At 35.1% G+C, this 25,941-nt stretch carries 23 protein-coding genes; 6 read left to right on the forward strand and 17 right to left on the reverse strand.

The genetic code is table 11. The features are described from left to right. The first annotated feature begins 14 nt into the window (after positions 1 to 14). Both pyrF and pyrE read left to right on the forward strand, forming a co-directional pair. Complete coding sequence (pyrF, locus tag FC66_RS01100) at positions 15 to 725, forward strand: orotidine-5'-phosphate decarboxylase (RefSeq protein ID WP_057973526.1); 711 nt, start codon at positions 15 to 17, stop codon at positions 723 to 725. Further along, on the forward strand, positions 726 to 1,349 hold the full coding sequence (pyrE, locus tag FC66_RS01105; protein ID WP_057973527.1) for an orotate phosphoribosyltransferase: 624 nt from the start codon (positions 726 to 728) through the stop codon (positions 1,347 to 1,349). Positions 1,350 to 1,395: 46 nt separating this feature from the next. Here pyrE and FC66_RS01110 read toward each other — a convergent pair whose 3' ends face one another. Then, a complete protein-coding gene (locus FC66_RS01110) occupies positions 1,396 to 3,099 on the reverse strand; it encodes an NFACT RNA binding domain-containing protein (RefSeq protein ID WP_057973528.1) in 1,704 nt (567 codons plus the stop codon). Positions 3,100 to 3,254: 155 nt separating this feature from the next. Between FC66_RS01110 and FC66_RS01115 the strand changes: the two genes are divergently transcribed. The 3 genes from FC66_RS01115 to xerS all read left to right on the forward strand — a co-directional run bounded on the left by FC66_RS01115 (position 3,255) and on the right by xerS (position 6,349). Beyond that, positions 3,255 to 3,674, forward strand: a complete 420-nt coding sequence (locus tag FC66_RS01115) for a MarR family winged helix-turn-helix transcriptional regulator (protein WP_057973529.1) — start codon at positions 3,255 to 3,257, stop codon at positions 3,672 to 3,674. Positions 3,675 to 3,701: 27 nt separating this feature from the next. Next, positions 3,702 to 4,568: a DegV family protein gene (locus FC66_RS01120; RefSeq protein WP_057973530.1), complete on the forward strand. Its 867-nt coding sequence runs from the start codon at positions 3,702 to 3,704 to the stop codon at positions 4,566 to 4,568. Between the two features lie 710 nt (positions 4,569 to 5,278). After that, positions 5,279 to 6,349 carry a tyrosine recombinase XerS gene (xerS, locus tag FC66_RS01125; RefSeq protein ID WP_057973531.1) on the forward strand — a complete coding sequence of 357 codons (1,071 nt, stop codon included), beginning with the start codon at positions 5,279 to 5,281 and terminating at the stop codon, positions 6,347 to 6,349. A gap of 42 nt (positions 6,350 to 6,391) precedes the next feature. Here the strand turns inward: xerS and FC66_RS01130 are convergent, their stop codons facing one another. The 5 genes from FC66_RS01130 to parE form a co-directional block, all read right to left on the reverse strand. Beyond that, positions 6,392 to 7,051, reverse strand: a complete 660-nt coding sequence (locus FC66_RS01130) for an HD domain-containing protein (RefSeq protein WP_057973532.1) — start codon at positions 7,049 to 7,051, stop codon at positions 6,392 to 6,394. A gap of 60 nt (positions 7,052 to 7,111) precedes the next feature. Then, positions 7,112 to 8,041: a manganese-dependent inorganic pyrophosphatase gene (locus FC66_RS01135; protein WP_057973533.1), complete on the reverse strand. Its 930-nt coding sequence runs from the start codon at positions 8,039 to 8,041 to the stop codon at positions 7,112 to 7,114. Beyond that, positions 8,034 to 9,014, reverse strand: a complete 981-nt coding sequence (locus FC66_RS01140; RefSeq protein ID WP_057973534.1) for a LysR family transcriptional regulator — start codon at positions 9,012 to 9,014, stop codon at positions 8,034 to 8,036. Before FC66_RS01140 ends, FC66_RS01135 begins: the two co-directional genes overlap by 8 nt. Positions 9,015 to 9,121: 107 nt before the next feature. Next, positions 9,122 to 11,506 carry a DNA topoisomerase IV subunit A gene (parC, locus tag FC66_RS01145; protein ID WP_057973646.1) on the reverse strand — a complete coding sequence of 795 codons (2,385 nt, stop codon included), beginning with the start codon at positions 11,504 to 11,506 and terminating at the stop codon, positions 9,122 to 9,124. Between the two features lie 71 nt (positions 11,507 to 11,577). Then, positions 11,578 to 13,599, reverse strand: a complete 2,022-nt coding sequence (parE, locus tag FC66_RS01150; RefSeq protein ID WP_057973535.1) for a DNA topoisomerase IV subunit B — start codon at positions 13,597 to 13,599, stop codon at positions 11,578 to 11,580. 178 nt (positions 13,600 to 13,777) lie between these two features. Here parE and plsY point away from each other — a divergent pair, with 178 nt between their 5' ends. Then, positions 13,778 to 14,401, forward strand: a complete 624-nt coding sequence (gene plsY, locus FC66_RS01155) for a glycerol-3-phosphate 1-O-acyltransferase PlsY (RefSeq protein WP_057973536.1) — start codon at positions 13,778 to 13,780, stop codon at positions 14,399 to 14,401. Positions 14,402 to 14,423: 22 nt separating this feature from the next. Here the strand turns inward: plsY and FC66_RS01160 are convergent, their stop codons facing one another. From FC66_RS01160 to FC66_RS01210, 11 genes are all read right to left on the reverse strand, one after another. Continuing rightward, entirely contained in the window at positions 14,424 to 15,305 is an 882-nt protein-coding gene (locus FC66_RS01160; RefSeq protein WP_057973537.1) for an aldose 1-epimerase family protein, read from the reverse strand. Positions 15,306 to 15,320: 15 nt separating this feature from the next. Further along, the gene (gene hslU / locus FC66_RS01165; RefSeq protein ID WP_057973538.1) at positions 15,321 to 16,730 is read right to left on the reverse strand and encodes an ATP-dependent protease ATPase subunit HslU; all 1,410 of its coding nucleotides are present in this window, start codon (positions 16,728 to 16,730) and stop codon (positions 15,321 to 15,323) included. Positions 16,731 to 16,745: 15 nt separating this feature from the next. Beyond that, entirely contained in the window at positions 16,746 to 17,291 is a 546-nt protein-coding gene (gene hslV, locus FC66_RS01170) for an HslVU peptidase proteolytic subunit (RefSeq protein WP_057973539.1), read from the reverse strand. A gap of 116 nt (positions 17,292 to 17,407) precedes the next feature. Continuing rightward, entirely contained in the window at positions 17,408 to 18,715 is a 1,308-nt protein-coding gene (trmFO, locus tag FC66_RS01175; protein ID WP_057973540.1) for an FADH(2)-oxidizing methylenetetrahydrofolate--tRNA-(uracil(54)-C(5))-methyltransferase TrmFO, read from the reverse strand. A gap of 21 nt (positions 18,716 to 18,736) precedes the next feature. Beyond that, entirely contained in the window at positions 18,737 to 20,833 is a 2,097-nt protein-coding gene (gene topA / locus FC66_RS01180; protein WP_057973541.1) for a type I DNA topoisomerase, read from the reverse strand. Positions 20,834 to 20,930: 97 nt separating this feature from the next. Then, positions 20,931 to 21,800 carry a DNA-processing protein DprA gene (gene dprA / locus FC66_RS01185; protein ID WP_057973542.1) on the reverse strand — a complete coding sequence of 290 codons (870 nt, stop codon included), beginning with the start codon at positions 21,798 to 21,800 and terminating at the stop codon, positions 20,931 to 20,933. A gap of 46 nt (positions 21,801 to 21,846) precedes the next feature. After that, positions 21,847 to 22,614 carry a ribonuclease HII gene (locus tag FC66_RS01190; protein ID WP_057973543.1) on the reverse strand — a complete coding sequence of 256 codons (768 nt, stop codon included), beginning with the start codon at positions 22,612 to 22,614 and terminating at the stop codon, positions 21,847 to 21,849. Between the two features lie 2 nt (positions 22,615 to 22,616). Next, entirely contained in the window at positions 22,617 to 23,465 is an 849-nt protein-coding gene (ylqF, locus tag FC66_RS01195; RefSeq protein ID WP_057973544.1) for a ribosome biogenesis GTPase YlqF, read from the reverse strand. A 142-nt stretch (positions 23,466 to 23,607) separates the two neighbouring features. Continuing rightward, positions 23,608 to 25,056 carry a S41 family peptidase gene (locus tag FC66_RS01200; RefSeq protein WP_057973545.1) on the reverse strand — a complete coding sequence of 483 codons (1,449 nt, stop codon included), beginning with the start codon at positions 25,054 to 25,056 and terminating at the stop codon, positions 23,608 to 23,610. Positions 25,057 to 25,071: 15 nt separating this feature from the next. Beyond that, entirely contained in the window at positions 25,072 to 25,299 is a 228-nt protein-coding gene (locus FC66_RS01205; RefSeq protein ID WP_191978429.1) for a YozE family protein, read from the reverse strand. Positions 25,300 to 25,308: 9 nt separating this feature from the next. Next, positions 25,309 to 25,935 carry a YpmS family protein gene (locus FC66_RS01210; protein ID WP_057973547.1) on the reverse strand — a complete coding sequence of 209 codons (627 nt, stop codon included), beginning with the start codon at positions 25,933 to 25,935 and terminating at the stop codon, positions 25,309 to 25,311. Positions 25,936 to 25,941 lie beyond the last annotated feature (6 nt).

A 25,941-nucleotide genomic window follows, 5' to 3' on the forward strand; every position in this document is an offset into this window, starting at 1 on the left:
ATAAGGGGGACAATATGATTAATCGACCTATTATTGCCTTAGATTTTCAGAACAAGCATCAAACGACAAATTTCTTACAATTATTTCCTCAAGATGAACAATTGTTTGTCAAAGTCGGAATGGAACTATTTTACAGTGAGGGAACCTACTTTGTTGAGGAACTGATTGATCAAGGACACGATATTTTTCTTGATTTAAAATGTCATGATATTCCAAATACAGTTCGTCAGACAATGACAAGTTTAAGCCGTCTTGGAATTTCGTTGACGACTGTCCATGCGGCTGGTGGGGTCGAAATGATGAAATACGCATTAGATGGTATAAATAAAGGTAATCATTCGAAAAAAACGCCACAAATTATTGCAATTACGCAATTAACATCGACTAGTCAGGAACAACTGGAAACAGAACAACTAGTTGAGCGCCCTTTAATAGAAAGCGTGGTTAATTACGCAAAACTAACTGAATCGGCTGGACTATCCGGGGTTGTTTGTTCAGCTCAGGAGGCAAAAATTATTAAAGAAGCCACGTCTAAAGATTTTCTGGCAGTTACACCCGGTATTCGATTGGAGGGTCAATCAGTGGGTGATCAAAAGAGGGTGATGACGCCAATCGCAGCAAAGAAAAATCAAAGTAGTGCCATTGTTGTTGGAAGGTCTATTACGCAGGCGGAAGATCCATTTGCTGCCTATCAGACAATTAAAAAAATGTGGGAGGACGCTTAGATGAATTTAGCAGAAACAATTGCCAGTGACTTATTAGAGATTGGTGCCGTAACGTTATCGCCAAATGAACCATTTACCTGGGCAAGCGGATTAAAGAGTCCCATTTATTGCGATAACCGATTAACAATTAGTTATCCGATTATCCGAACTAGAATTGCCAAAGGGATTGCCGATATTATCCGTGAGAAATACCCAGATACAGAAGTAATTGCGGGGACTGCTACTGCGGGAATTCCGCATGCTGCATGGATTGCTGATGAATTAAAATTGCCACTTATATATGTTAGAACAAAACCTAAAGATCATGGTACGGGACAGCAGATTGAAGGGCGATTAATTAAAGACCAAAAGGTTGTACTGATTGATGACTTAATTTCAACCGGTGGGAGCGTTATACAGGCAGTTAAGGCGGCTAGAAATGAAGGTGCTGATGTTTTAGGTGTCGTTGGCATATTTAGTTACGAATTAGAATCTAGTATCACCAATTTTGCTGAAATTAATACGAAATTTGATACCTTAACGAATTATTCTACGCTTATTAAGGTTGCTAAAGAACAAGATAAAATTAACGCTACAGAAAAAATATTACTTGAAAAATGGCGTGTTAATCCAAATAATTGGTAATAACAAAAAAATTCGACTAAGAAATTACTCTTAATCGAATTTTTATTTATTTACGACGCATTGCCATAATTTTTTGTAAATCTGGTGTTATAAATGTCGAATTTTGACCTTCGTAGACAACAAAACCCGGTTTTGAGCCATTCGGTTTTTTAATTCGTTTAACTTGAATATAATCTACCGGTACGGACGCAGATTGACGGTATTTTGAGAAGTAAGCCGCTAAGTTAGCTGCTTCCGTAACCGTCTCATCGCTAGGGTCGGAGCTATGGATGATGACGTGAGATCCAGGTATATTTTTAGCATGTAGCCAAATATCTGACTTATTAGCGGTCTTCATTGTTAATTGATCATTTTGAAGGTTATTCTTACCAACGGAGATTAGTGTCCCATCAGTTGCATAATATTCATCTGGTTTACTTAATTTAACCTTAATTGCTTTTTTATTTTTGTTTAATTTCTGTTCTTTTAACAATCCTTGTTGTTGTAATTCAATTTTAATATCTGGCAAGTCTTTTGGTTCTGCCAATTCGATTTCTGATTGAATTTCTTCAAGATAGTTAATTTCTTTTTGATTAAGCAAGAGTTGCTCGTTAACAAAGATAACTGCATTTTTTTGTTTTTGATATTTTTTAAAATATTTTTGTGCATTTTTTGAAGGCGAAATTTGATTAGATAATGGAATTGTCATTTCTTTTTCATTATCATAGAAATTAGGTAATGAAATCTCCGTCATACCTTGTTTAACCAAGTGGAGATAAGTTGTCAGCAACTCACCCTGAACACGCAGCAGGTCTGCAGTTTCAGTGTTTTTAAGTGTTTTTTCTAGTTTCTTTTGTTTGCCACGATTTTTCTTTAATTCGTTTTTAACGACACGAATTAAATGGCTACCCTGTTGCTGAACGCGATCTTTATTAGCTTTATCAAGATAATAAGTATCGAGCATTTCACTTAATGAATCAAATGATTGTCCAGTCGTTAATTCAACATTTGGAATTGCCGAAAAATCAAGTTTTTTACCAGATAAAATGGTAGGTACGGGCGTATCAAATTGTGTGAAGAATTTTTTCCAACTATTATCTAAATTTTTGGTATCAGCATGTAACGCTGTTGCAAGATCTAGACTCGATTGTCCAGCTAGACCCTGGTAACGATTTTGAAGCTCTTTTGCTAACACGTCTTTGTTGGGAAATTCAGATAAAAGTGATTTAAAAGCATCAGTTGTATCCGTAAATGGATTTAACTTATCTTGAGCGGGTGGTTGACGATAAGTTGCACCTGGAATTAACATACGATAGCGATTTTGATCTGAACTGATATGTTTGATCGTATCTAAAACTTTAGCATTAGTTGGGTTAACAAGAAGACAATTACTGTATCGACCCATCATCTCTAAACTTAAAATTAATGGTTGTTCATCGCCAAGTTCATTTCTAGTTAAAAATGAAAAATTAATGATACGATCGTTATCAATTTGATCAATTGCAACTAATTGACCGCTCTCCAAATATTTACGAAGCATCATGGTAAAGTTAGTTGGTGTCTTAGGATTTGAATAGGGTATATTCGTTATTTGCGCACGGGCATAACTTGAATGCGCCGATAATAGCAAGGGTTGATTCTTTCTATTAGCACGAATTGTTATAATAACCTCATTTGGGTAGGGTTGTGATATTTTTGAGACCCGACCACCGATTAGTTTCGTTCGTAGTTCACTAATCATTGCATGAGTAAAAACGCCATCAAATGACATTTGATCAACTCACTTTCTATAAAATATGTTTAATAACTATAAGTGTAACGTTTTGAACGTTAAATCGCAAAGAAACGTTATTAAATAGTTTTCTTGCCATAATTAGACTAAATATTGTATAATGCAAGGTATATCTAATTTAAGGGGTTAGCAAAATGAAAACAAGTCTTGAAAACTTACTATCAATCGATAGACAATATAAAATGATTCTACAACGATTAACTAAAAAAAATAATTTAACGATATCTGAATGGCAGTTATTGAAAAAGATTGCTGCTAAGTTTAATACGCAAGAAAAGTTATCTAAAGAGACAGATTTAGATATTTCAACGCTTAGTCGACAATTAAAACGTCTTGTCGAAAAAGATATGCTTGATAAGCATAGTATTGGCGATGATAAACGACAGTTAATTTATACAATGACTGAAGTTGGCGTTGAATCTTCAAATGCAGTCGATTTGGGTTTCACTGAACTAGAATCAACTATATTTGAAAAATGGCCAGAAGATGAGCAAAACTTATTGCGAATGTTGCTGAATCGTTTAGACAAGAGTCTGACGAGAACTGACATTTAAACCGTTATAAAATGAGGTGTTTAATTAATGAAAATAGCAATTGTAACAGATAGTACATCGTACTTATCTAAAGAACAAATTGAAAAAAATAATATTACGATTATCCCTATTCCGGTAATTATTGACAACAAAATTTATAATGAAGGCGTTGATATTACTACGGGAGAATTTTATGAAAAATTGAAGACATCAGACTCATTTCCGAGCACATCACAACCTTCCGTGGGAGAAATGATTAATTTATATGATAGATTAGGTAGCGAAGGTTATGATGTCGTTCTTAGTATCCACTTAACAAATACTATTTCAGGATTCGTTGATAACTTAAAAAATATTGCACCAACAATTGAATCAACCCGCGTAATCCCGTATGATTCCGGGATTACGGTTATGTTAATGGGTTATTTAGCTTTAGAGGCTGCTAAAATGGCTAAAGAAGAGGCTGATATTGATGATATTATCAACCGCTTAGACGATTTAAAAACGACGTTGGGTGAATACTTCATTGTTGATGACTTACAAAACCTTGTACGTGGCGGTCGATTATCTAATGCTTCAGCATTTATCGGAAGTGTGCTTAAAATTAAACCAATTTTAACTTTTGATAGTGTTTCAAATAAAATTGTTGCATTTGAAAAAATTAGATCAACAAAAAAAGCAATTAAACGAGTTGAAGATTTATTTGAAGAACATCGATCATCAATTGATTATCCGTTACGCGGATTAATTATTCATGCAAACGATGAGGCCTCAGCATTAAAATGGCAGGTTAAAATGAAGAAAAAATATCCTGATATGACATTTGATATTAGTTATTTTGGACCAGTTATTGGAACTCATTTAGGTGAAAAAGCATTAGCATTAGCTTGGATTAAAGATTTTGATCAAGCATAATAGTTTTCATAGTTTAAAACTGATATCCGAAAAATAGGATATCAGTTTTTTATTTTTTAATAATGAGGTATAACAAATTAAATGATAAATAAAGATAAAAGCGATACATAAGTACAAAATGAAAAAGCTGATAAATCAAGGGTTTATAAATAAACCATATCCAACTTTAGTTAAAACACACAATTTAATGAAAGTTGGATATCAACGTCCATATGGCATTCATACGTTTAAAATTCACAATACTAATTTATTTGATTAGTTCTTTAAATTATAGTCAACTCCAATTTATTTTCTAAGTCTCACTCTCAATAATAATAGTTAAAAAGTAACTCTAATATTATTTCAATGATAACTGTATTGATTTTATTTATTCTAGTTAGTCTTTGATACAATTTAATAGACCAACCGATAATTTGTGCTAATAACTGATTATGATCTGATTGCTGGTTGTTAAACTTGTAATCAGATCATAATTCCTAGTTTGACAATCTACCCATACTCATGGTTAATTGAAATACATAAATCGATGTTTTTCAGTCATCAAAATGTTTCAATAGATAATTGTTGCTCACATATGTCTTGATTTAATGGATACTAAGCTTAATAACACAGATATTAGATTTTTATTTATACTTTAACGAAAGTTGAAAATGAGCTCCCTTATATGGTATTCTCTAAACATAAATTGATTTAATAAGTGAGGTGTCTTTTTGAGAAAAGAAAAGTATTTAGAATTAATCGAAAATGAATTACAGCAGCAACCTTGGTATGCGCAAGAGTATTACCAATCTAAATCGACGATTCCCCTATCAAATGCAACTTTATACCAATATTTAACGGAATTTAGACGTTTTTTTGAATGGTTGATAGCTGAAGGAATCGTTAATGAAACATCAATTAAAACAATTGACATTGGTGTTTTAGAACACTTAAAAAAAGAAGATATGGAACTATATAAGTCTTCCCTACTCTCAAGAAGTAAATCTAATAATGCTAATAGTAATACTCAGCTCTCGAGAAGTACCGTAAATAGGTCTCTAACAGCGATTTCTTCTCTTTTCAGGTATCTTTCCGAGGAAACAGAAAAAGAAGATGGGGAGCCCTATTTTTACCGTAATGTGATGAAGAAAATTACAGTGGTAAAAGATAATGAAACTTTCGCAACACGAGCAGCTAACATCAAGGATAAATTAATGTTAGGTACTGAAGATCGAGATTATATTAATTTCATTGATCAAAAATATGCTGATTTACTGAAACCTAAAGGTCTCTCCTTTTTTAAACGTGATAAGGATCGGGATATAGCCATTAATGCGTTAATGCTTGGCAGTGGGTTACGTGTCTCGGAAGTTGCTAACAGCGACCTACCCGATTTAAATTTAAAAACGAATAATATTACTGTTATTCGAAAAGGTGGTAAAAAGGATACCGTTCCGATTGCGCCCTGGGTAATTCCGTATCTCGTTAAATATATTGAAGTTCGAACGATAAATTATAAAACGGACAAAACTGAAAAAGCATTATTTTGTTCTTCCTATCGGGGAAGTGGAAAAAGAATTGAGAGCGGCACTATCGAAAAGTTGGTTGCCAAATACTCTTCCGCATTTAAAGTTCGCGTAACACCACATAAATTACGACATACGCTTGCATCTAAGTTATATTTAGAAACAAAAAATGAGCAACTTGTTGCGACACAACTGGGACAAAGTTCAACGAGTGCGACTGCACTGTATACGCATATGATTGATGAAGAGCAACGCAATGCCATTAATAAATTATAAATAAAAACGATTAACTCAAATATTTGAGTTAATCGTTTTTATTTACGCCTGTCCGTCCCACTCGGCTTTAAAATTCTCAAGGAAATCCAACATAATACGATGTCTTTTCTTGGCTAATCTCATTCCTGGAGCAGTTTTCATTGAGTCTGATAATGTGAGCAGTTTCTCATAAAAATGATTAATAACCGTTTGATTATCAACGTTCCGATATTCTTCAGGAGACATATTCGCTCTAGGTCCATGTTGTGGATCATAAATTTTACTACCAACATGTCCGCCGTAGTAAAATGTTCTCGCAATTCCAATAGCACCAATTGCATCTAATCTATCTGCATCTTGAACAATCTTTGCTTCTTGTGATAATGTGATTGATTCATTTGAAAGTTGTTTTTTAAATGAAATAGATTGAATAATAGTCAAGATACTACTAATTTGATTAGTAGATAATTTAATTGATTCTAAAAAAGTAATTAGATTGTCGGTTTCTTCTTTAACATTTGTGATTACTTTGTCATCGACGACGTCATGCAGATAACCGCTTAGAACAATAACCAAATAATCGATATTATGGAGCTCTGACGCAATTGTTTTTGAATTTGCTACGACTCGTTCTATATGAGCAAAATCATGTCCAGAAGCATCTGCTGATAGCTTCTTTTGTGCGTACTTTTTAACTGCTTGAATTTGCTCTTCGGGGTTCATGTTAAATTCTCCTTAAAATAAAAAAGCTTAGACTTGAGATCTAAACTTTCTAAATACTTATTATGCTTCAAATACTGTTTGTAATTGAGGAACAACTTGTTTCTTTCTTGAAACAACGCCAGGTAATGATAGTTTGTCGTCAACGAGTTTTTTATTGAAGGCTTTTTCAACCATTTCTTTTGGTTCGCCAACAACAAGTAATTCAGAATCGCTGTCTAGAATGTTTGTAACAAGTAATAAGAATAAGTCATAGTTGTTCGTTTTACTATCAGCTTCAATTGCTGAAACCAATGCAGCTTCACGATTAAAGACTTCTTCTAAATCAACTGTATTTACTTGAGCAACTCGGACAGTTTTTCCAGCCATATCGAATGATTTGGCATCTCCATTAATTAATTCTTCTTCAGTTTTGCTTGATAAATTAGTGCCAGCTTTTAGCATGTCTAAGCCGTACACGTTGTAATCAGTATTACTGATTTTAGAAAGTGCCTTTGTTGCTTCAACGTCAACTGGTGTAGTTGTAGGTGATTTGAATAATAATGTATCTGAAATAATAGCTGACATCATTAAACCAGCAATATTAGCAGGAATTTCAATTCCATTTTCATTAAACATCTTCCAAATAACCGTACTTGAGCAACCAACAGCTTCTGAACGGAAGTTAAGTGGCATATTAGTTGTAAAGTTAGCAATGCGATGATGATCTACAACGTCTGTAACAACCAAATCAGCGATGTCAGAGACACTTTGCTGAAATTCATTGTGGTCAACTAACATAACTGACTCTACTTCATTTTTAGCTGTTTCAATGATTCTTGGTTCTGGTTCGTTAAAGTAATCTAAAACAAATTTTGTTTCTTCGCTTAGCGAACCTAACGCAACGGCTTCAGTATCGAAACCTAATTTGTTTTGTAAGTATGAAAATGCTTTTGCAGCAACTACGGCATCTGTATCAGGACTTTGATGCCCAAAAACTAATTGTTTAGTCATTATTATTATCTCCTTGGTTTTCATTAATTTCTTTAAGGCGTGTCATATAATCTTTTTCATCTAAAAATTGGTCAAAGGCGTTTAAAAAATGTTCATTTCTAGGTATTTCATCTTTATCTTTTCTAAAAACAAAAGATAAATCGAATTTAATTTCTGGTTCAAAATGAGAAGTCCAAAGATCTTTCCCCTCAGGATGAGCAGCTAAAAATGAAGTTGGTAATGCCGTGTAAGCATGAGTTGCACGAGCAAATTTTAAAATTTGTGAAGGCGATGTAAAACGAGCGACACTCTTTGGTAAATTAACTAATTGACTTTGATAAATTGTCTTAATTGTTCTATCAAGATAGTAATCACTTGGATAAGTCACCCAAACGTTATCAATTGTCTCTTGTAACTTAACCTTCTTTTTGGAAGCCAATTTTTCATTATGATGTAGAAATAATAGATCTTCAGTAAAAATTTTCTTACTCTCATATGGCTTCCAATTTTTAATACTTTCGTCTGGAAGATACATGATGGCTAGATCGATTTTATTGTTCTCAAGTTCACTCCAAATTTCTTTGCGCGTTAATAAGTGAAACGACACAATAATATCTGGATTATTCTTATAATACTCAATTACAAAATCATCAAATACTTCATCTTCAATCGAAGCCAAAATGCCAATAGTAATTTCCCCTTGTGTGGCACTGGTTGATTGTTGAATCTCATTGGTTGCTTTATTTAATGTTTCATAAATTTGATGTGTTGCATCTAACATGGTGTAACCTGCGTCTGATAGATGTAATTTTTTACCTACAGAATAAAATAATGGTGCACCGACTGTTCTTTCTAATTTTTTAATTTGTTGTGTTAACGCTGGTTGCGTAATTCCTAATATTTGGGCCGCTTGCGTATAATTCATAATATCCGCAAGTTGCAAAAAATATGTTAACGTTTTTGATGAAAATATATTTTCTTGCTTTGTTTTCATATTATCCGTGTCCCCTCAAGTTCTAAATAATAGTAGCCATATTAATATAATAAGCGTAATAAAAAAAAAGAGCAAACTAATTTGCCTTTTTTCAAAGAATTTAATTATTATTTAATCTCACTTAACAAAATTGGCATACCCAATTGAGCCGTATCGATTATGAATGATCCATTCGAATATCTGTCTGACAATGGGTATGACATTGGTTCAACAATGAATTCATTACCACTTTCAGTAATAACACTTAAATTTACTTCTTTAGTAATTGGTCTAACGCCAATTACCTTGTGAGGCTCTTTTTTAAGCTCTCTAAGAATGAGAACACCACGTTTTGCCCTACTCGTCGAACTTACTTCTGAGACAGACATACGTTTAAATGAACCGCGTTGCGTTAATAATCCGATTTGACTATTTTCGGATACTAAACAGGTTGAAGCAACAAAATCGTCTTGTTTCAGATTCATTGCAATCACACCAGCAGCTTTAGCACCGACAACGGGAACCTCTTCAAGCGGATATCTCAGACCATAACCATCATGTGAAGCACTAAAGATAAATAATGAATTATCGTCTTCTTTGAGGTATGAAATCAGAATAACATCATCATCAGCTGATTTTAGTTTCATAAACTTACTTGCGTGCCCTTTATACGTTCGGCCGGGTTGTAAATCTGAAACTGCAGTCTGTTTAATAAATCCGTTTTTTGTTGCAAAAACAAATTTACCAGGAGCATCAACCTTTTTGAAAGAAAATGCCTTTATTAGATATTCATCATTATCTAATCCAATCGTTTGTGAGATATGTTCGCCAGTATCTTTCCACTTAGCTTCCGTAATTTCATGGATTGGTCGGTAAATCATATTACCTTTATTTGTAAACATAAATAAATGATCCAAAGTATTAACGGATTCATTGAATACAATACGATCTTCATCCTTTAAGCCGTTCTCATCTACGCCAGAAGCATTAAATGAACGTAATGAACTGCGTTTAAGGTAGCCATCATGACTGACCAGAACTTGAACGTCTTCAGGTGTAATTAAGACGGCAGTCTCAATCTTAATATCTTCAATATGTTCTTGTATCTCTGTCATACGCGGTGTGGCATATTCTTTTGATACTTGTTTTAATTCTTTTTTAACAACATCTGACAACATCTTAGGATCCGCTAATATTGCCTTATATCCAGTAATTTTTTCAGCAAGTTCTGCGTTCTCTTTTTCAAGCGCAGTTACATCTGTATTAGATAAACGGTACAGTTGTAAGGATACAATGGCTTCAGCTTGTTTTTCTGTGAAGTCGAAAAGCTCCATTAAGCTTACTTTAGCGCTCTTTTTATCTTTACTTGCGCGAATTGCCTTAATAACTCGATCTAAAATAGAAAGGGCCTTAATCAAGCCTTCAACGATATGTTGACGAGACTCAGCCTTTTTTAAATCAAATTCAGTTCTTTTTTTGGTAACACTTAACTGATATTCCAAGTATGATGATAAAAATTTCTTCAAACCAACTAATTCAGGTCGTTGATTGTTGATTGCGACCATGTTGAAGTTATACGAAATTTGTAAATCAGTATTTTTAAACAAATAGTTTAGAATGCCTTGGGCGTTAACGTTACGTTTTAATTCAATGGCGATCTGTAATCCTTCACGATCACTTTCATCACGAACCTCAGCAATGCCATCAACTTTTTTAAGTAAGCGAATTTCGTCCATCTTTTTTACAAGTACAGCTTTATTCACTTCATATGGAATTTCAGAGATGATAATTTGCGTCTTTCCACCTTTTAACTCTTGAATCTCAGTCCTTGAACGAACAACGACCTTACCACGACCCGTTTTGTATGCGCTTTGAATACCAGAGAGTCCTTGTAAAATACCGCCAGTAGGAAAATCAGGGCCCTTAACGAATGACATTAATTTGTCTAACGTTGCGTTAGGATGTCCAATTAGGTAGACAACGGCATCTACAACTTCACTTAAGTTGTGAGGTGGAATTTCAGTTGCATATCCGGCTGAAATTCCGGTAGCACCATTTACTAATAAGTTAGGAAATCTTGCCGGTAGGACTGTTGGTTCATATTCTGTGTCATCAAAATTTAATACGAAATCAACGGTTTCTTTCTCAATATCACGTAGCATCTCAGTTGCAATTTTACTTGTACGAGCTTCCGTATAACGCATTGCGGCTGGAGAATCGCCATCCATTGACCCGTTGTTACCGTGCATTTCAATAAGGGGTGTACGTAATTTCCAATTTTGACTCATTCGAACCATGGCTTCATATATCGAACTATCACCATGAGGATGGAAATTACCCATAACATTTCCGACTGATTTGGCTGATTTTCTAAATCCCTTATCGTAGGTATTACCATCTTGGTTCATAGCATATAAAATACGACGTTGAACGGGCTTTAAACCATCACGAATATCAGGTAACGCACGTTCTTGAATAATGTATTTGGAATAACGACCAAATCGTTCACCCATAACATCTTCTAAAGTTAGTTCTTGAATTTTTGATGTGTCTTGTTCTATAGCCAAGTTGATATCCTCCTTCCCTAGTCAGTTGTTGTTTGATCTTCAAATAATGTTAATTCAGGGTCATCAGCATTTGAATCAGTAACTTGTTTACTTGCGACTTTATCCAAGATACTACCGTCTTCTTCGAGTGAAAATTGAACATTTTCTTCAATCCAATTTCGACGAGGTTCTACTTTATCGCCCATTAATGTTGTTACTCGTTTTTCTGCAAGTGCTGGATCATCGATTCGAATTCTAACTAAAGTTCTTGTCATTGGATCCATGGTTGTTTCCCACAATTGATCTGCATTCATTTCACCAAGACCTTTAAAACGTTGTAGATTATAGCCACGTCCAATTTGTGCTGTAGCTTTATTAAGTTCTTCATCAGTCCAGGCGTAAATGCTTTCCATTTTTTTACCTGTCCCTTTTTGAATTTTATATAAAGGTGGTAAAGCGATATAAATTTTACCAGCGTCAATTAAAGGACGCATGTATTTATAAAAGAACGTCAATAATAGTGTTTGAATATGTGCGCCATCGGTATCAGCATCGGTCATGATAATAATTTTATCGTAGTTACTGTCTTCAATTTTGAATTCAGCGCCAACACCAGCACCGACCGTGTAAATCATTGTATTTATTTCTTCATTTTTTAAAATATCTTGTAATTTTGCTTTTTCAGTATTCAAGACCTTACCGCGTAATGGCAAAATAGCCTGAAATTTACGTTCTCGCCCTTGTTTAGCTGAACCACCGGCAGAATCACCTTCGACTAAGAACAATTCGTTTTTCTTAGCATTTTTTGATTGTGCGGGTGTTAATTTACCTGAAAGTAAGCGATCGTTTTTCTTTTTCTTTTTACCATTTCGCGAATCATCGCGAGCTTTACGAGCCGCTTCACGGGCTTCGCGAGCTTTAATTGATTTTCTAACAAGTTCTTGAGCAAACTCACCATTTTCCATCAAATAAAAGCCAAGTTTTTCGCTCAGAACACTATCAACGATAGACCTTGCTTCAGGTGTACCAAGTTTCCCCTTAGTTTGTCCCTCGAATTGGAGTAACTCTTCAGGTATTCGTACTGAAATGACGCCTGAAAGGCCCTCTCGAACATCACTACCTTCTAAATTACGATCCTTATCTTTTAAAAGACCTAATTTTCTGGCATATTCGTTAAAAGCTTTAGTCCAAGCAGATTTCATTCCAGCTTCGTGTGTACCACCATCTTTTGTTCGAACGTTGTTAACAAAGGACATTAGGTTCTCTGAATAACCGTCATTGTACTGGGCAGCAACTTCAACTTCAATTTTATCTTTAATTCCATCGAAGTACATCACTTCGCCAATCGTATCTTTATCCTCATTCAAATAGGCGACAAATTCTTTAATCCCATCTTCAAAATGATAGATATCTTGTTTATCTGTTCTTTCATCTGTTAGAACGATTTTAACGCCACGTAACAAAAAGGCAGATTCTTTTAGTCTTTCGGCTAAAATATCATATTTATAGATTGTCGTTGAAAAAATACTCTCATCTGGTTTAAAGGTAACCGTTGTTCCGTTTGCTCGTTTTGTTGCGCCTAATTTTTTTAAAGTGCCAACTGGATGGCCACCATTTTCAAATTTTTCTTCATATCGAACGCCATCACGAACGGTATCAACCGTTAACGATGAAGACAACGCGTTAACAACACTTGCGCCAACTCCATGAAGGCCACCCGATGTTTTGTACCCACCCTGGCCAAATTTCCCACCAGCATGTAAGACGGTAAAGATAACTTCGACAGTTGGGATTCCTGACGCATGCATACCGATTGGCATACCACGTCCGTAATCTACAACAGTGATGCTGTTATCATTATGGATTGTGACATCTATTTGTGAACCATATCCTGACAAGGCTTCATCGACTGCATTATCAACAATTTCATAGACAAGGTGATGTAATCCTTTACTATCTGTTGACCCAATATACATACCAGGTCGTTTTCTAACCGCTTCTAGTCCTTCGAGAACTTGAATTGAATCATCATTATATTTGTTTTTATTTAGATTAGTCATTCAGTCAAACTCCCTTACTCCGTATTCCTACAGTAACGTTACTATAATAACCCATTCTTTTTTGAAATGTAAAGAAAAATCCGAATAGACGTTCTATTTTATAAAAAAATTGGTGTCTTCTAAAAAGAATGTTAAAATACTACTTATCGGATTATCGGTCGAGAGGAGTGCTTTATTTATGGGTACAATTTTATTAATGTTAACAATTGCTTATCTTTTAGGATCAATTCCATCCGGGGTCTGGATTGGAAAATATTTTTACCAAAAGGATATTAGAGAATTTGGTAGCGGAAACGTCGGAACAACTAATACTTATCGAGTTCTTGGACCAAAAGCGGGGACGATTGTTTTAGTGATGGATGTTTCAAAAGGGATTATTGCTGCAAGTCTTCCGTATATGTTTGGCGTTGCCGCAACTGTTAGTCCACTATTGATTGGTGTAGGGGCAGTTGCCGGTCATACATTTTCAATTTTCACAAAGTTTAAAGGTGGTAAGGCTGTCGCTACTGGCGCGGGAATCCTGTTGCCATATAGCCCACTATTCTTCGCAATCGCTTGTACAATTTTTATTTCGCTGATTCTTTTAACGAGTATGGTAAGTGTTGCCAGCGTGCTTGGGTTTATCGGCATTACGATTGCTGCACTTTTATTCCAAGATTGGCTATTAGCAACAATTGCTGGAATTCTGACTATATTTGTTATTTATAAACATAGAGGCAATATAAGTCGTATTTTTAATGGTACCGAGAGCATGGTCCCCTTTGGACTTGGATTATATTTACGAAATAAAAAAAATCGATGACATTGTCATCGATTTTTTTGTCTTAAAATACTGTAATATCATATGATCCTTCGAACGATTGATTTTCTTCTAACACATGAATATCACCCTTGTCGGATAATTTTCCAGTTGATTTAACGTTATCCGCTAAACCCCACCATGGTTCAATGCAAACAAATGGTGAATTTTCGGGATATTTAGACCAGATACCAACGTAGTCAGCGTTATTTACTGTGACTGAAACACCATGATCATCTTCGGGTGTTGAGAGTAGTACAGTCGTTTCTTCCTGGTTCAATTCATAGATTAGAGCATCATTTTTGAACGTCTCACGAGATAGTTTAATTGGCTCATTAAACTTAACTGATTTGGCATTCTCCATATCATTAAAAGGACCAACTAACGGAATTTGACGTCTCTCAACATTTGGTGCAACATCAATTTGATAATTTTCTAAATCTAAATACGCGTTTTTAAGTGGGACATTGAACGCTGGATGTCCACCAATTGAAAATAATAAATCGTTTTCATCTGGGTTATAGACATCATAGATAACTTTTATTTGATGGTTAGCCAAAATATAATGTAATCTTAATCTAAAATCAAACGGATATTTTGATTTTGTTTCTGGGGATGAGCCTAAGTCTAGTACGACTGATGTTTCGGTCTTAGAGATTACCGTAAAAAGCATATCACGGGCAAAGCCATGTTGCCCCATTTTGTACGTTTGTTGATTATATTCGTACTCATCATTTTTTAATCGGCCAACGACTGGAAATAATACTGGTGCGTGTCTTCCCCAGTATTTTTTATCAGCTTGCCAGATGTATTCAATTTCAGTGTCGATACCCTTAATACTAACTAATTCGGCACCTTCTTCAGAAATTTTAACTGTGATAAAATCATTCTTCAATTCAACTGTCATTCTACTCACCCATTTCTATAAGATATAACGACTAAGATCTTTATCAGCGACAATGTTACCAATTTTATCGTCAACGTAGCTTTCAGTAATTGTGATATCGCCCATTTGCATGTCAGGACCTTCAAACAATAAATCTTCAAGTAGTTTTTCTAAAATAGTGTGCAGACGTCGCGCGCCAATATTTTCAGTATCATGGTTGACATTGTAAGCAATTTCAGATATTTTTTCAACCGCTTCAATTGTGAAAGTGACATTTATATTATCAGTGCCAATTAAAGCAATGTATTGTTTAATCAACGCATTATGAGGCTCTGTTAAAATTTTAACAAAATCGGATTGACTTAAATCATCCAACTCAACTCGAATTGGAAAACGACCCTGAAGTTCCGCAATTAAATCACTTGGTTTACTTTCATGAAATGCGCCTGATGCAATAAATAAAATATGATCCGTATTAATGGGACCAAACTTTGTTGAGATTTGAGAGCCCTCGACGATTGGAAGGATATCACGTTGAACACCTTCTCTTGAAACCTCACCACTATTTTTCTGAGATTTAGAAGTGATTTTGTCAATTTCATCAATAAAAATAATACCCGTATTTTCGGCGCGTTCAATAGCCGCCTGATTTATATCTGCTGTATTAACTAATTTTTTCGATTCTTCACGAATTAGAATCTTGCGAGCCTCCGCCACCGTTAACGTTCTTTCGATTTGACGCTTTGGTGTTAAAGCACTTAAAGAATCACCTAAATCAATCCCCATTTGACCCATCATACCGTTCATTCCAGAAGGTTGTTTTGGTTCATCAATTTTGATTGTGACTTCATTATTTTCTAATAGCCCTCTAGTCAATTGTTCTGAAACAGATAATCGTTCATTTCTGATATCATCAGTTACTTCTTCTTCATCTTGTACGTCCAATCCTGCAGGCATTTGACCTTTTTGAATTTGGGACATCATTTGCATGAAGTTAACATTTTCAGCTTTTTTTTGTTTTTTAATTCCTGGTACCAATAATTTTACAAGACGCTTATCAGCCATTCTTTCAGCCGCTCCAGACACACGACCATATTGAGCATCTTCTTCTAATTTAATTGAAACATCAACTAAATCACGAACCATTGATTCTACGTCTCGGCCGGCGTAACCAACTTCGGTGAATTTTGTTGCTTCAACCTTCACAAATGGGGCTTCAAGCATTGTTGCTAAACGACGGGCAATTTCAGTCTTACCAACACCAGTTGGTCCAATCATCATTAAATTTTTTGGTGTCACATCTTTTTGCATTGATTTAGAGAGTTGCATACGACGGTATCTATTACGTAACGCAACAGCAATCGCTTTTTTTGCATCATTTTGACCAATAACATACTGATCTAGTTCTGCTACAATTTGTTTTGGTGTTTTATCAATAACAGTCATAATTTTACCTACTTTCTATAATTCTTCAGAGATAACGTGATGATTTGTAAAAATATCAATATCACCAGCAATGTTAATTGAAGCTTCAGCTATTTCTTTAGCAGACATATCAGTTGTATGATGTTTAAGTGCCTTTGCAGCGGATAACGCAAAGTTACCACCAGAGCCAATTGCTAAAATATCATCATCAGGCTCGATAACTTCACCACTACCAGAAACCAATAACATCTCTTCACTATTCATTACGATTAAAAGAGCTTCTAATTTTTGTAATGCTTGTTCACTACGCCAATCTTGAGCCAATTCAACTGCGGCACGCTGCAAATTACCACTAAATTCATTTAATTTTTTTTCGAAACGTTCTTCAAGGTTAAAAGCGTCAGCAACACTACCAGCGAAGCCAACGACCACTTGATCATTATAGATGCGGCGAACTTTTCTGGCGGTTCCCTTCATAATAACCTTTTCACCCATTGTAACCTGACCATCTCCGGCCATCGCGCAATGTCCGTTATGCTTAACGGCACAAATTGTTGTTGCATGAAATGAAACTGCTGCCATAATAAATTCCTCCAATATTACTTATTTTATTGTATTAAAAAACTTCATTGAACGCTACTACTGTAGCACAACAATGAAGCATAACTCAATTATTTTATAAGATATTTCGCAAATATTTAAAGAGTTGGTTTAACAATTGCTAAATGGTCTAAAGCACGATTTGCAACCGCTTGATTCTTTTCTTTCTTATCTCTAATTTTTGTCCCTAATTTAGGTATAATGCCGAAGTTTGCATTCATTGGTTGAAAATGTTTACCACTTGCATGTGTTATATAATGAGCCATAGAACCCATAACTGTTGTCTTAGGAAGAACAACAGGTTCTTCTCCTAAAACAATATGTGCAGCATTTATGCCTGCCAATAAGCCACTTGCGGCACTTTCAACGTAACCTTCAACACCAGTCATTTGACCGGCAAAAAATAGATCATTTCGGAATTTAGATTGATAGGTTGGTTCTAAGGTGTCAGGCGAGCGCATAAATGTATTACGATGCATAACGCCATAACGAACAAATTCGACATTTTCTAAACCCGGAATTAAAGAGAAGACTTTTTTCTGTTCGCCCCATTTTAGATGCGTTTGGAAGCCAACAATATTATATAGATCACCAACAGCATTATCTTGACGTAATTGAACAACCGCGAAAGGTGTTTTACCAGTCTTAGGATCCTCTAAACCAACTGGTTTTAATGGACCGAATAACATCGTTTTAGCGCCTCTTCTAGCCATTTCTTCAATTGGCATACAACCCTCAAAGAATTTTTCATCTTCAAAATCATGCATTTCAGCCGTCTCAGCTTCCACAAGAGCTTTATAGAATGTTATGAACTCTTCCTTAGTCATAGGACAGTTAAGATATGCAGCTTCGCCCTTATCATAGCGCGATTTTAAATATATTTTATCCATATTTAATGATGATTTTTCTAATATTGGTGCGGCAGCGTCATAAAAATATAGACCGTCACTACCATTTAATTTCTTGATAGACTCAGCCAAACCAGATGACGTTAATGGTCCAGTGGCCACAATTGTAGGACCATCTGGTAATTCTGTTAGCTCCTCATTAATAACGGTAACATTTTTATGATTCTTAACTAAATCCGTGATTTCGCCAGAAAACTTATCGCGATCAACGGCCAACGCACCACCAGCAGGGATTGAGTTATGGTCTGCCGATTTCATAATTACAGAATCTAACTGTCTCATTTCTTCCTTTAGAAGTCCAACTGCGTTTGTTATTTGATTGGCTCTCAAAGAATTGGTACAAACAAGTTCAGCGAAGTTCTCAGTATGATGAGCTGGTGTCATTTTAATGGGGCGCATCTCATACAAGTTAACATGAACCCCTCGATTAGCAATCTGCCATGCAGCTTCACTACCCGCGAGTCCAGCCCCAATTACATTAACGCTCGTTTTTGTCATTACATAATCTCCCTGCTAGATTTATTTTTGAACAGCTTCTTCGTAATCACAGTTACTACATTTAACTTGTTTGCCACCTTTTACTTTTTTCTCAACTAAATAATGTTGACATTTAGGACATTCGCGCCCAATTGGTTTATCCCATGAGACAAACTCACAGTCTGGATATCTTGAACAACCATAGAATAAGCGATTACGCTTAGATTTACGTTCAATTACTTCACCTTGGTGACACAATGGACAGATAACGCCAATTTCTTTGACAATTGCCTTTGTATTGCGACAATCTGGAAAACGACTACATGCGAAAAACTTACCATAACGCCCCATTTTAACAACCATTGGTGATCCACAAATTTCGCAATCAAAGCCAGCTGGTTCATCTTTAATTTGAACCTTTTCGATTGTTTCTTGCGCATGTTCAACGTTTTTAGAAAATGGTTTATAAAAGTTATCAACGACTTGAACCCAATTTTCATCACCGACTTCGATATTATCGAGCCCTTTTTCTAACTCAGCGGTAAATTTAACATTTACAATATCACTGAAATAAGCTTCAATCATATCATCTACTATTTCACCCAATTCAGTTGGTTCAAAACGTTTAGCAACTAACTTAACGTAATAACGTCTCTGAATTGTATCTAATGTTGGCGCGTATGTTGAAGGACGACCAACACCATTTTCTTCAAGTATCTTAATTAGATTAGCTTCAGTAAATCTAGCTGGCGGTTGTGTAAAATGTTGATTAGGCTGATTTTTAGCCAACTTAACTTTATCGCCAACCTTTAAATCAGGTAATATATTATCTGATTTTTTGTTGTCTTCGTATATTTTTGTATAACCCGCGAATTTAGTTTTAGAACCCGAAGTATGATAAATAACCCCGTTTTGTTCAATAGATACGGACATAGTATCCATAACCGCTGGAGTCATCTGACTAGCAACGAATCGTGACCAAACTAATTTGTATAATTTCATTTGATCGTTACTTAGATAATCTTTCATCGAAGCAGGTGTTCGTAGTACAGATGAGGGTCTAATAGCCTCATGCGCATCTTGCGCACCTTCTTGCAATTTACCTTTTCGGGGTTTGATGGCAGCGTATTCTTCACCGTATTTTTCATGTAAAAATTGAGCTGTTTCATGCTTAGCTGTTGTAGATACACGAGTTGAATCCGTACGCATGTAGGTGATTAATCCTACCGTACCTTGTTTTCCAAGATGGATTCCTTCATATAATTGTTGCGCAACCATCATTGTTTTTCTAGTACGAAAATTCAATTTTCTATTGGCATCTTGTTGCATTGTACTAGTCGTAAATGGCAGTGCCGGGAATCGCTTACGTTCTTTTTTTGTTACGGCAGTAATATCAAAATTGGCTTTCGTATCAATTAGTGTCATTACTTTTTGAACGTCATCATTATTCTTTAATGCTTTTTTCTTTCCATCAACACCATAGAAAGCAGCATCAAATTTTTCTTTACCTTTTTTAAATTCAGAATCAATGGTCCAATATTCTTCAGGTTCAAATGCTCGGATTTCTTTTTCTCTTTCAATAATTAAATTCAAAGCGATTGATTGAACGCGTCCGGCACTTAATCCTTTTTTTATTTTGGCCCAAAGTAATGGACTAATTGAATATCCAACTAGTCGATCAAGGATCCTACGTGCTTGTTGTGCATCCACTAGGTTCATATCAATTGATCTGGGATCAGTAAAAGCATTTTTAACAGCATCTTTAGTAATTTCGTTAAAGACAACACGATTTTTTGCCGTGATATCTAAATCTAAGATATGAGATAAATGCCAGGCAATTGCCTCACCTTCACGATCAGGATCGGCTGCAAGATAAACATTTTTAGCCTTCTTGGCTTCTTTTTTTAAACTTTTAATAACATCGCCTTTTCCACGAATGGAAATGTAGTGCGGATCGTAGTTATTTTCGACATCTACGCCCATCTTACTTCGTGGTAAATCTCTAATATGTCCAAGACTGGCTACGACATGATAACCACTCCCAAGGTACTTTTCAATTGTTTTAGCCTTAGAAGGGGATTCAACAATAACTAGATTTTTCTTAGCTGGTGTTCTTTTTTTCTTCTTGGTTACTGGCATAATTGAACTCCTTCGTCGTATTTATATTGTATTGCAATAACATTTTTTAAAATCGTAAGTAATCTTAAAGCATGATAGAGAGACTTGTCAAGCGTAATCAGTTTTCATAGAACTCATCCAGTATTTGTTGACCATTAATAACTGGTGTGGCCCCCGCTACTATTAATTCGTTGCACCCTAGTGAAAGGGGGCTTGAGATAGCGCCTGGAACAGCCAATACCGTTCTATTTTCTTGTAGCGCCAAATTGGCCGTTATTAAACTCCCACTATGATGTTTAGCTTCAGTTACTAATAGGCACTCACAAAGGCCAGCAATGATACGATTTCGTTCCGGAAAATGATTTCGGCGTGGTCCCGTATGAAGGCCATATTCGGAAATTAAAAGACCTTTTTGGGCAATCTCCATTTGTAAATTTTTGTTATTTTTTGGATAATAAATATCTAGTCCTGTACCAATAACAGCGATAGTGTCTGCCTGGTTCGCAATTGAAAACTGATGTGCCAATGTATCTACCCCAGCCGCAAGTCCGCTTACGATCACTTTATTATTTCGAACAACATCGGGTAGTAATAATCGAATTGCTTCTATTGAATAACCTGTCCTTTGTCGTGCACCAACAACTGCTAATGATTGCTGATTTAACAGTTTCAAATTGCCTCGCATAAACAGAACAATTGGTGGTCGATAACATTCTTTCAATCGAAATGGGTAATCTCTATCGATGATAGTTACCACAACAGAATTCAATTTATTAGCGCTCACTTCATTTTGTAATGAGCTGCTATTAAACGATTTAATCAGTTTTGCCCTTTTTTCGCCATTAAGCTTTAAAATACTGATGATTAATGACAACGGTAACTCCTGGCAATCTGGATTTTGTTGAAGCCAGTCAAAGATTTTATTTTCACCAATATACGTAATTTCTGAACATAATCTAAGTTTAATTAATACATCTCTTATTGTCATGATTTCTCCTTATTAGTTAATACTAATAAGGTACGTATTCAAATAATTATTTTTTTAACATTGATTTAATTGGTTCAAACGTTCGACGATGAATATCGGTAATCCCTAACTCATCGAGTCCTGCCAAATGATTTTTAGTGCCATAACCATCATTATGTGCAAAATCATATCCTGGATAACGTTCATCATAAAATTTCATAATATGATCTCGATAAACCTTAGCAACGATACTTGCTGCTGCAATACTAGCACTCTTTGAATCACCCTTAATGAAACTTTCTTGTGGAATATCACTATCAATTGTCATTGCATCAATCAGCAATTGTTGTGGCTTTATATCCAATGAATTAACGGCTTCTAACATAGCAACTCGTGCAGCCTGGTAAATATTAATTTCATCAATTACTTGGCTGTCTATTACAGATATGCCAACAGAAATTGCTTGAGATAATATTTGACCGTACAAATTTTCTCGCTTAGCAGCAGATAGTTTTTTTGAATCATTCACATCAATTAAATTGAAATCGTGTGGCAATATAACTGCAGCACTAACTACCGGCCCGGCCAGTGGTCCTCTGCCAACTTCATCAATTCCGGCAATATAAGGAATACCGTTCTGCCAAAGATTTCTTTCTATCGTCAATCTACGGTTAAAAGATTCTTGTTGTTCAAGTAGTTTTGTTTGTTTCCTACGATACTGTGTTAAAAGCGCAATAGCTCCTTTACGAGGATCGTCAGCAATTTTTTGAATAAACTGCTTCGAAGGGTTATCAAGTAATTGCGTTTTTATTTGTGAGATAGTAAATTCAGGCACGCTTATTCGCCACCTAATTGTGGGATTTCTAAAGTATATCTACCAAGTTTACTTTGTCTAATATCGAAGATAATTCGTTCACTTGCACGATCGTAATCTTCTTTAAAGCCCATTTTTTTCGTTAATTCTAATAATAAATCAACATTACTTAATTGCATTTGTTCATCAGTTAACTTGTATTTTTCTTGCAATGCTTTTGGATTTGTTTTTTTAAAATGTTCTAACCCATATAAGGCGATATCATCTTTCGCATACAAGGAATCCTTAATTGCACCCGTTAAAGCGAGACGCTTGCCAATTTCTTGATCCTCAAATTTTGGCCATAAAATACCTGGAGTATCTAAAAGGGACATTGATTTACCAGCTTTTAACCATTGTTGTGCTTTTGTTACGCCGGGTCTATTCCCAGTTATTGCTACATTTTTATTCACTAAATGATTTAATAATGTTGATTTACCGACGTTAGGAATTCCAATACACATTACTTTAACGCGTTGTTGAATAATGCCTTTACTCTCTCTCAATGCTAGTTTGTCTTTTAGAACAACATTAATTTTTTTCTCAATTGCGCTTAATTGTCCATGCTGACTGTCTACAGCAACCGCAGGAATTCCTTTACTTTCGTAGTAGCGTAACCAACGAGCCGTCACATTCGGATCCGCCATGTCTTTTTTTGTTAAAACCATAATATGTGGCTTAGTTTCAAGTAATTGTTCAAGTTGTGGATTTCTAGATGATTCAGGTAACCTTGCATCAACCAGTTCAAGCACAATATCTACTAAATTTAACTTTTCTTTTACCAGTCTTAAAGCTTTCGCCATATGTCCTGGGAACCATTGAATAACTGTCATTTAAATTCTCCTTGTTAAGCCAAGAAAACTTTCGATTAACTTGCTTAATTCTTTATATTTAACACTCTTAATCAGAATACCTTAAATTCTGCACAAAAAGAAGAGAGTTCCGCTATTTAGTTTCACTCTCTTCACGCTTCTATTAATTTATAACTGCTTTAATTGCCGCATCGTAAGCGGGATCGTTCTTTGAAATCTTTTGTTGAACTAAAGATTCTAATTTTAAAGCAGTTTCTTTATTAACTTCACCGGACTGATCTAACTTGTTTGATTCTTGGAAAGATTTAACGGCGGTAACTGTTGATGTACCAAAGTATCCATTATTTTTATCTGTATAGTATCCTAACGCTTGTAAATAGATTTGGATATTTTTAACTTGAGTTGAAACATCTTCTTTTTTATATGTCTTATCCGTGTCAATTAATGATGAATATGCATATGCGGGATAGTCCGCAGCGACGGTTGGTTTAATTCCTTTTCCGTGTATCCATGAACTATCAGGAGTTAACCACTTAGCAATTGTTACTTTTAGTTCAGTTTTGTCCGTAAAGTTATTAACGGTTTGAACAGTCCCTTTTCCATATGAGGTTGCACCAATTAATTTATCGTTTGCAGATTGATTGAGTGCAGCCGCCAAAATTTCAGAAGCACTTGCACTATCTTTATTAATGATCACAACTGTCTTTTCTGTCACTTTAAATCCAGAATCATATTCTTTACCGGCTTTATATATTTCGGGAGAACCCGTTTTTGGTTGAACTTGCATAATTTTTTTGCCATCTTTTAAGAACATCGAACTAATAGCTAACGCTTGGTCCATCAGACCACCCGGATTATCACGAACATCAAGTACGAATGATGTTGCGCCTTCTTTTCTAAGTGACTTAACCGCTGATTTAACTTCATCAGATGTTTTTTCCGCAAACGTACTAATTTGAATATAACCGATCTTCTTATTTTCTTTTGAAAGATTACTATAAACCGTTTTAACGGGAATATCATCTCGTTTGATTGAAACGTTAAATGTTGATGATCCACGTTGAATAGTTAATTTAACGGTCGTTCCCTTTTTACCTCGAATTTTCGAAACAGCTTTTTCTAAACTTTCACCATAAACTGACTTACCATCTATTTTCTGAATAATATCGTCTGTTTTTAAACCGGCTTTTTTAGCCGGGGTACCCTTAATAGCTGAAACAATTTGAATATTCTTTTTATTAATCTTAACTTCGGCGCCTATTCCGACAAATTTACTAGAAATTGACGAATCTAAATTTGTCGCATCAGCTTTACCTAAATAGGCTGTAAATTTATCGCCCGTTGCGTCAACCATGCCATTGATTGCACCATTAACCAGTTTCGTTTTACTTATGTCCTTGTAGTACGAGTTATTTAGCGTTGTGTATACAGATTCAATCTTAGATAAATCTGCACTAGTTGCTTGTAATGAACCAACTGCGGTATTAATTTGTCTAATTGCAAAAAAATACATTGCGGCAGCTCCAATAATAAATGACAAACAGATTGAGCCTACCAACGTCCAGAAATGACGATCAAATTTAAATCGTTTTACGTCTTTTTCTTCTTTCACTGTTCAGAACCTCCACTAATTCATTTTATCTAAATATCGTGCCCAAGCATCATCAAAGATTGTCATTGAGGGTAAATAACCAGCATTTAATTCAAGATAATTAGATACGAAATCATAGTTATCCGACAACTTTGGAAAACCTTGATCGAAAAAAGCATTGTTTGCAAATTGGGCCACTTCATCCGTACCGTGATCATTTCGTTCGGTCATTAAAAATTGATAGAATGTTTGTCTCATAAATATTTACCTCATTTAATTTAAAGGGATAGAAACATTGAATTTAAAAACATTTGTTTTTAAATCAATTTTCGTAGCACTGGCTTGTATACCATTTTCAATATCTAACTTTTTTAAGTTAAGCACAATTGTCTGATTTTTACTATCAATTGTAATCCAACTTGGTAGATCATATGCTTTTTTTACATAATTCATGATGAATTTTTTGGGAACAGGTAACGCACCCACGGCGACTGACTTCGCTTTTAGTACGATATCACCACTAGAAGTTACAATTGGGTCAGAATATAATGTGAATGAAACATCTTGACCCAGTACTTTTGTTGTACCCATTAGGATAGCAGACTTATCTACCAAAAATCGATATTTAATTGACTGCCCTTTCTGGATTGATTTTAAATAATAATTGATTGTCCCGTTTAATTGATCTTTATTCATCTCAACGCTTAGATTTGTTCTCTTTGTCGCCTTTGAATTGGTTTGAGTTACTAGTGCTTTTTGGTCTTTAGATTGACTCATAGCGCCAATTGATAGGTAAAGTACCGTCCCAATCAATAAAGAAAGTAGTACGATGAATGCGATTTTCCATGCGTTAATATTTTTTTTCGTTTTAAGTTTAATCTGCTCTGATCTCTTAGCCATAAGTCT

Source organism: Dellaglioa algida DSM 15638 (assembly GCF_001434695.1).
GTDB classification, from domain to species: Bacteria; Bacillota; Bacilli; order Lactobacillales; family Lactobacillaceae; genus Dellaglioa; species Dellaglioa algida.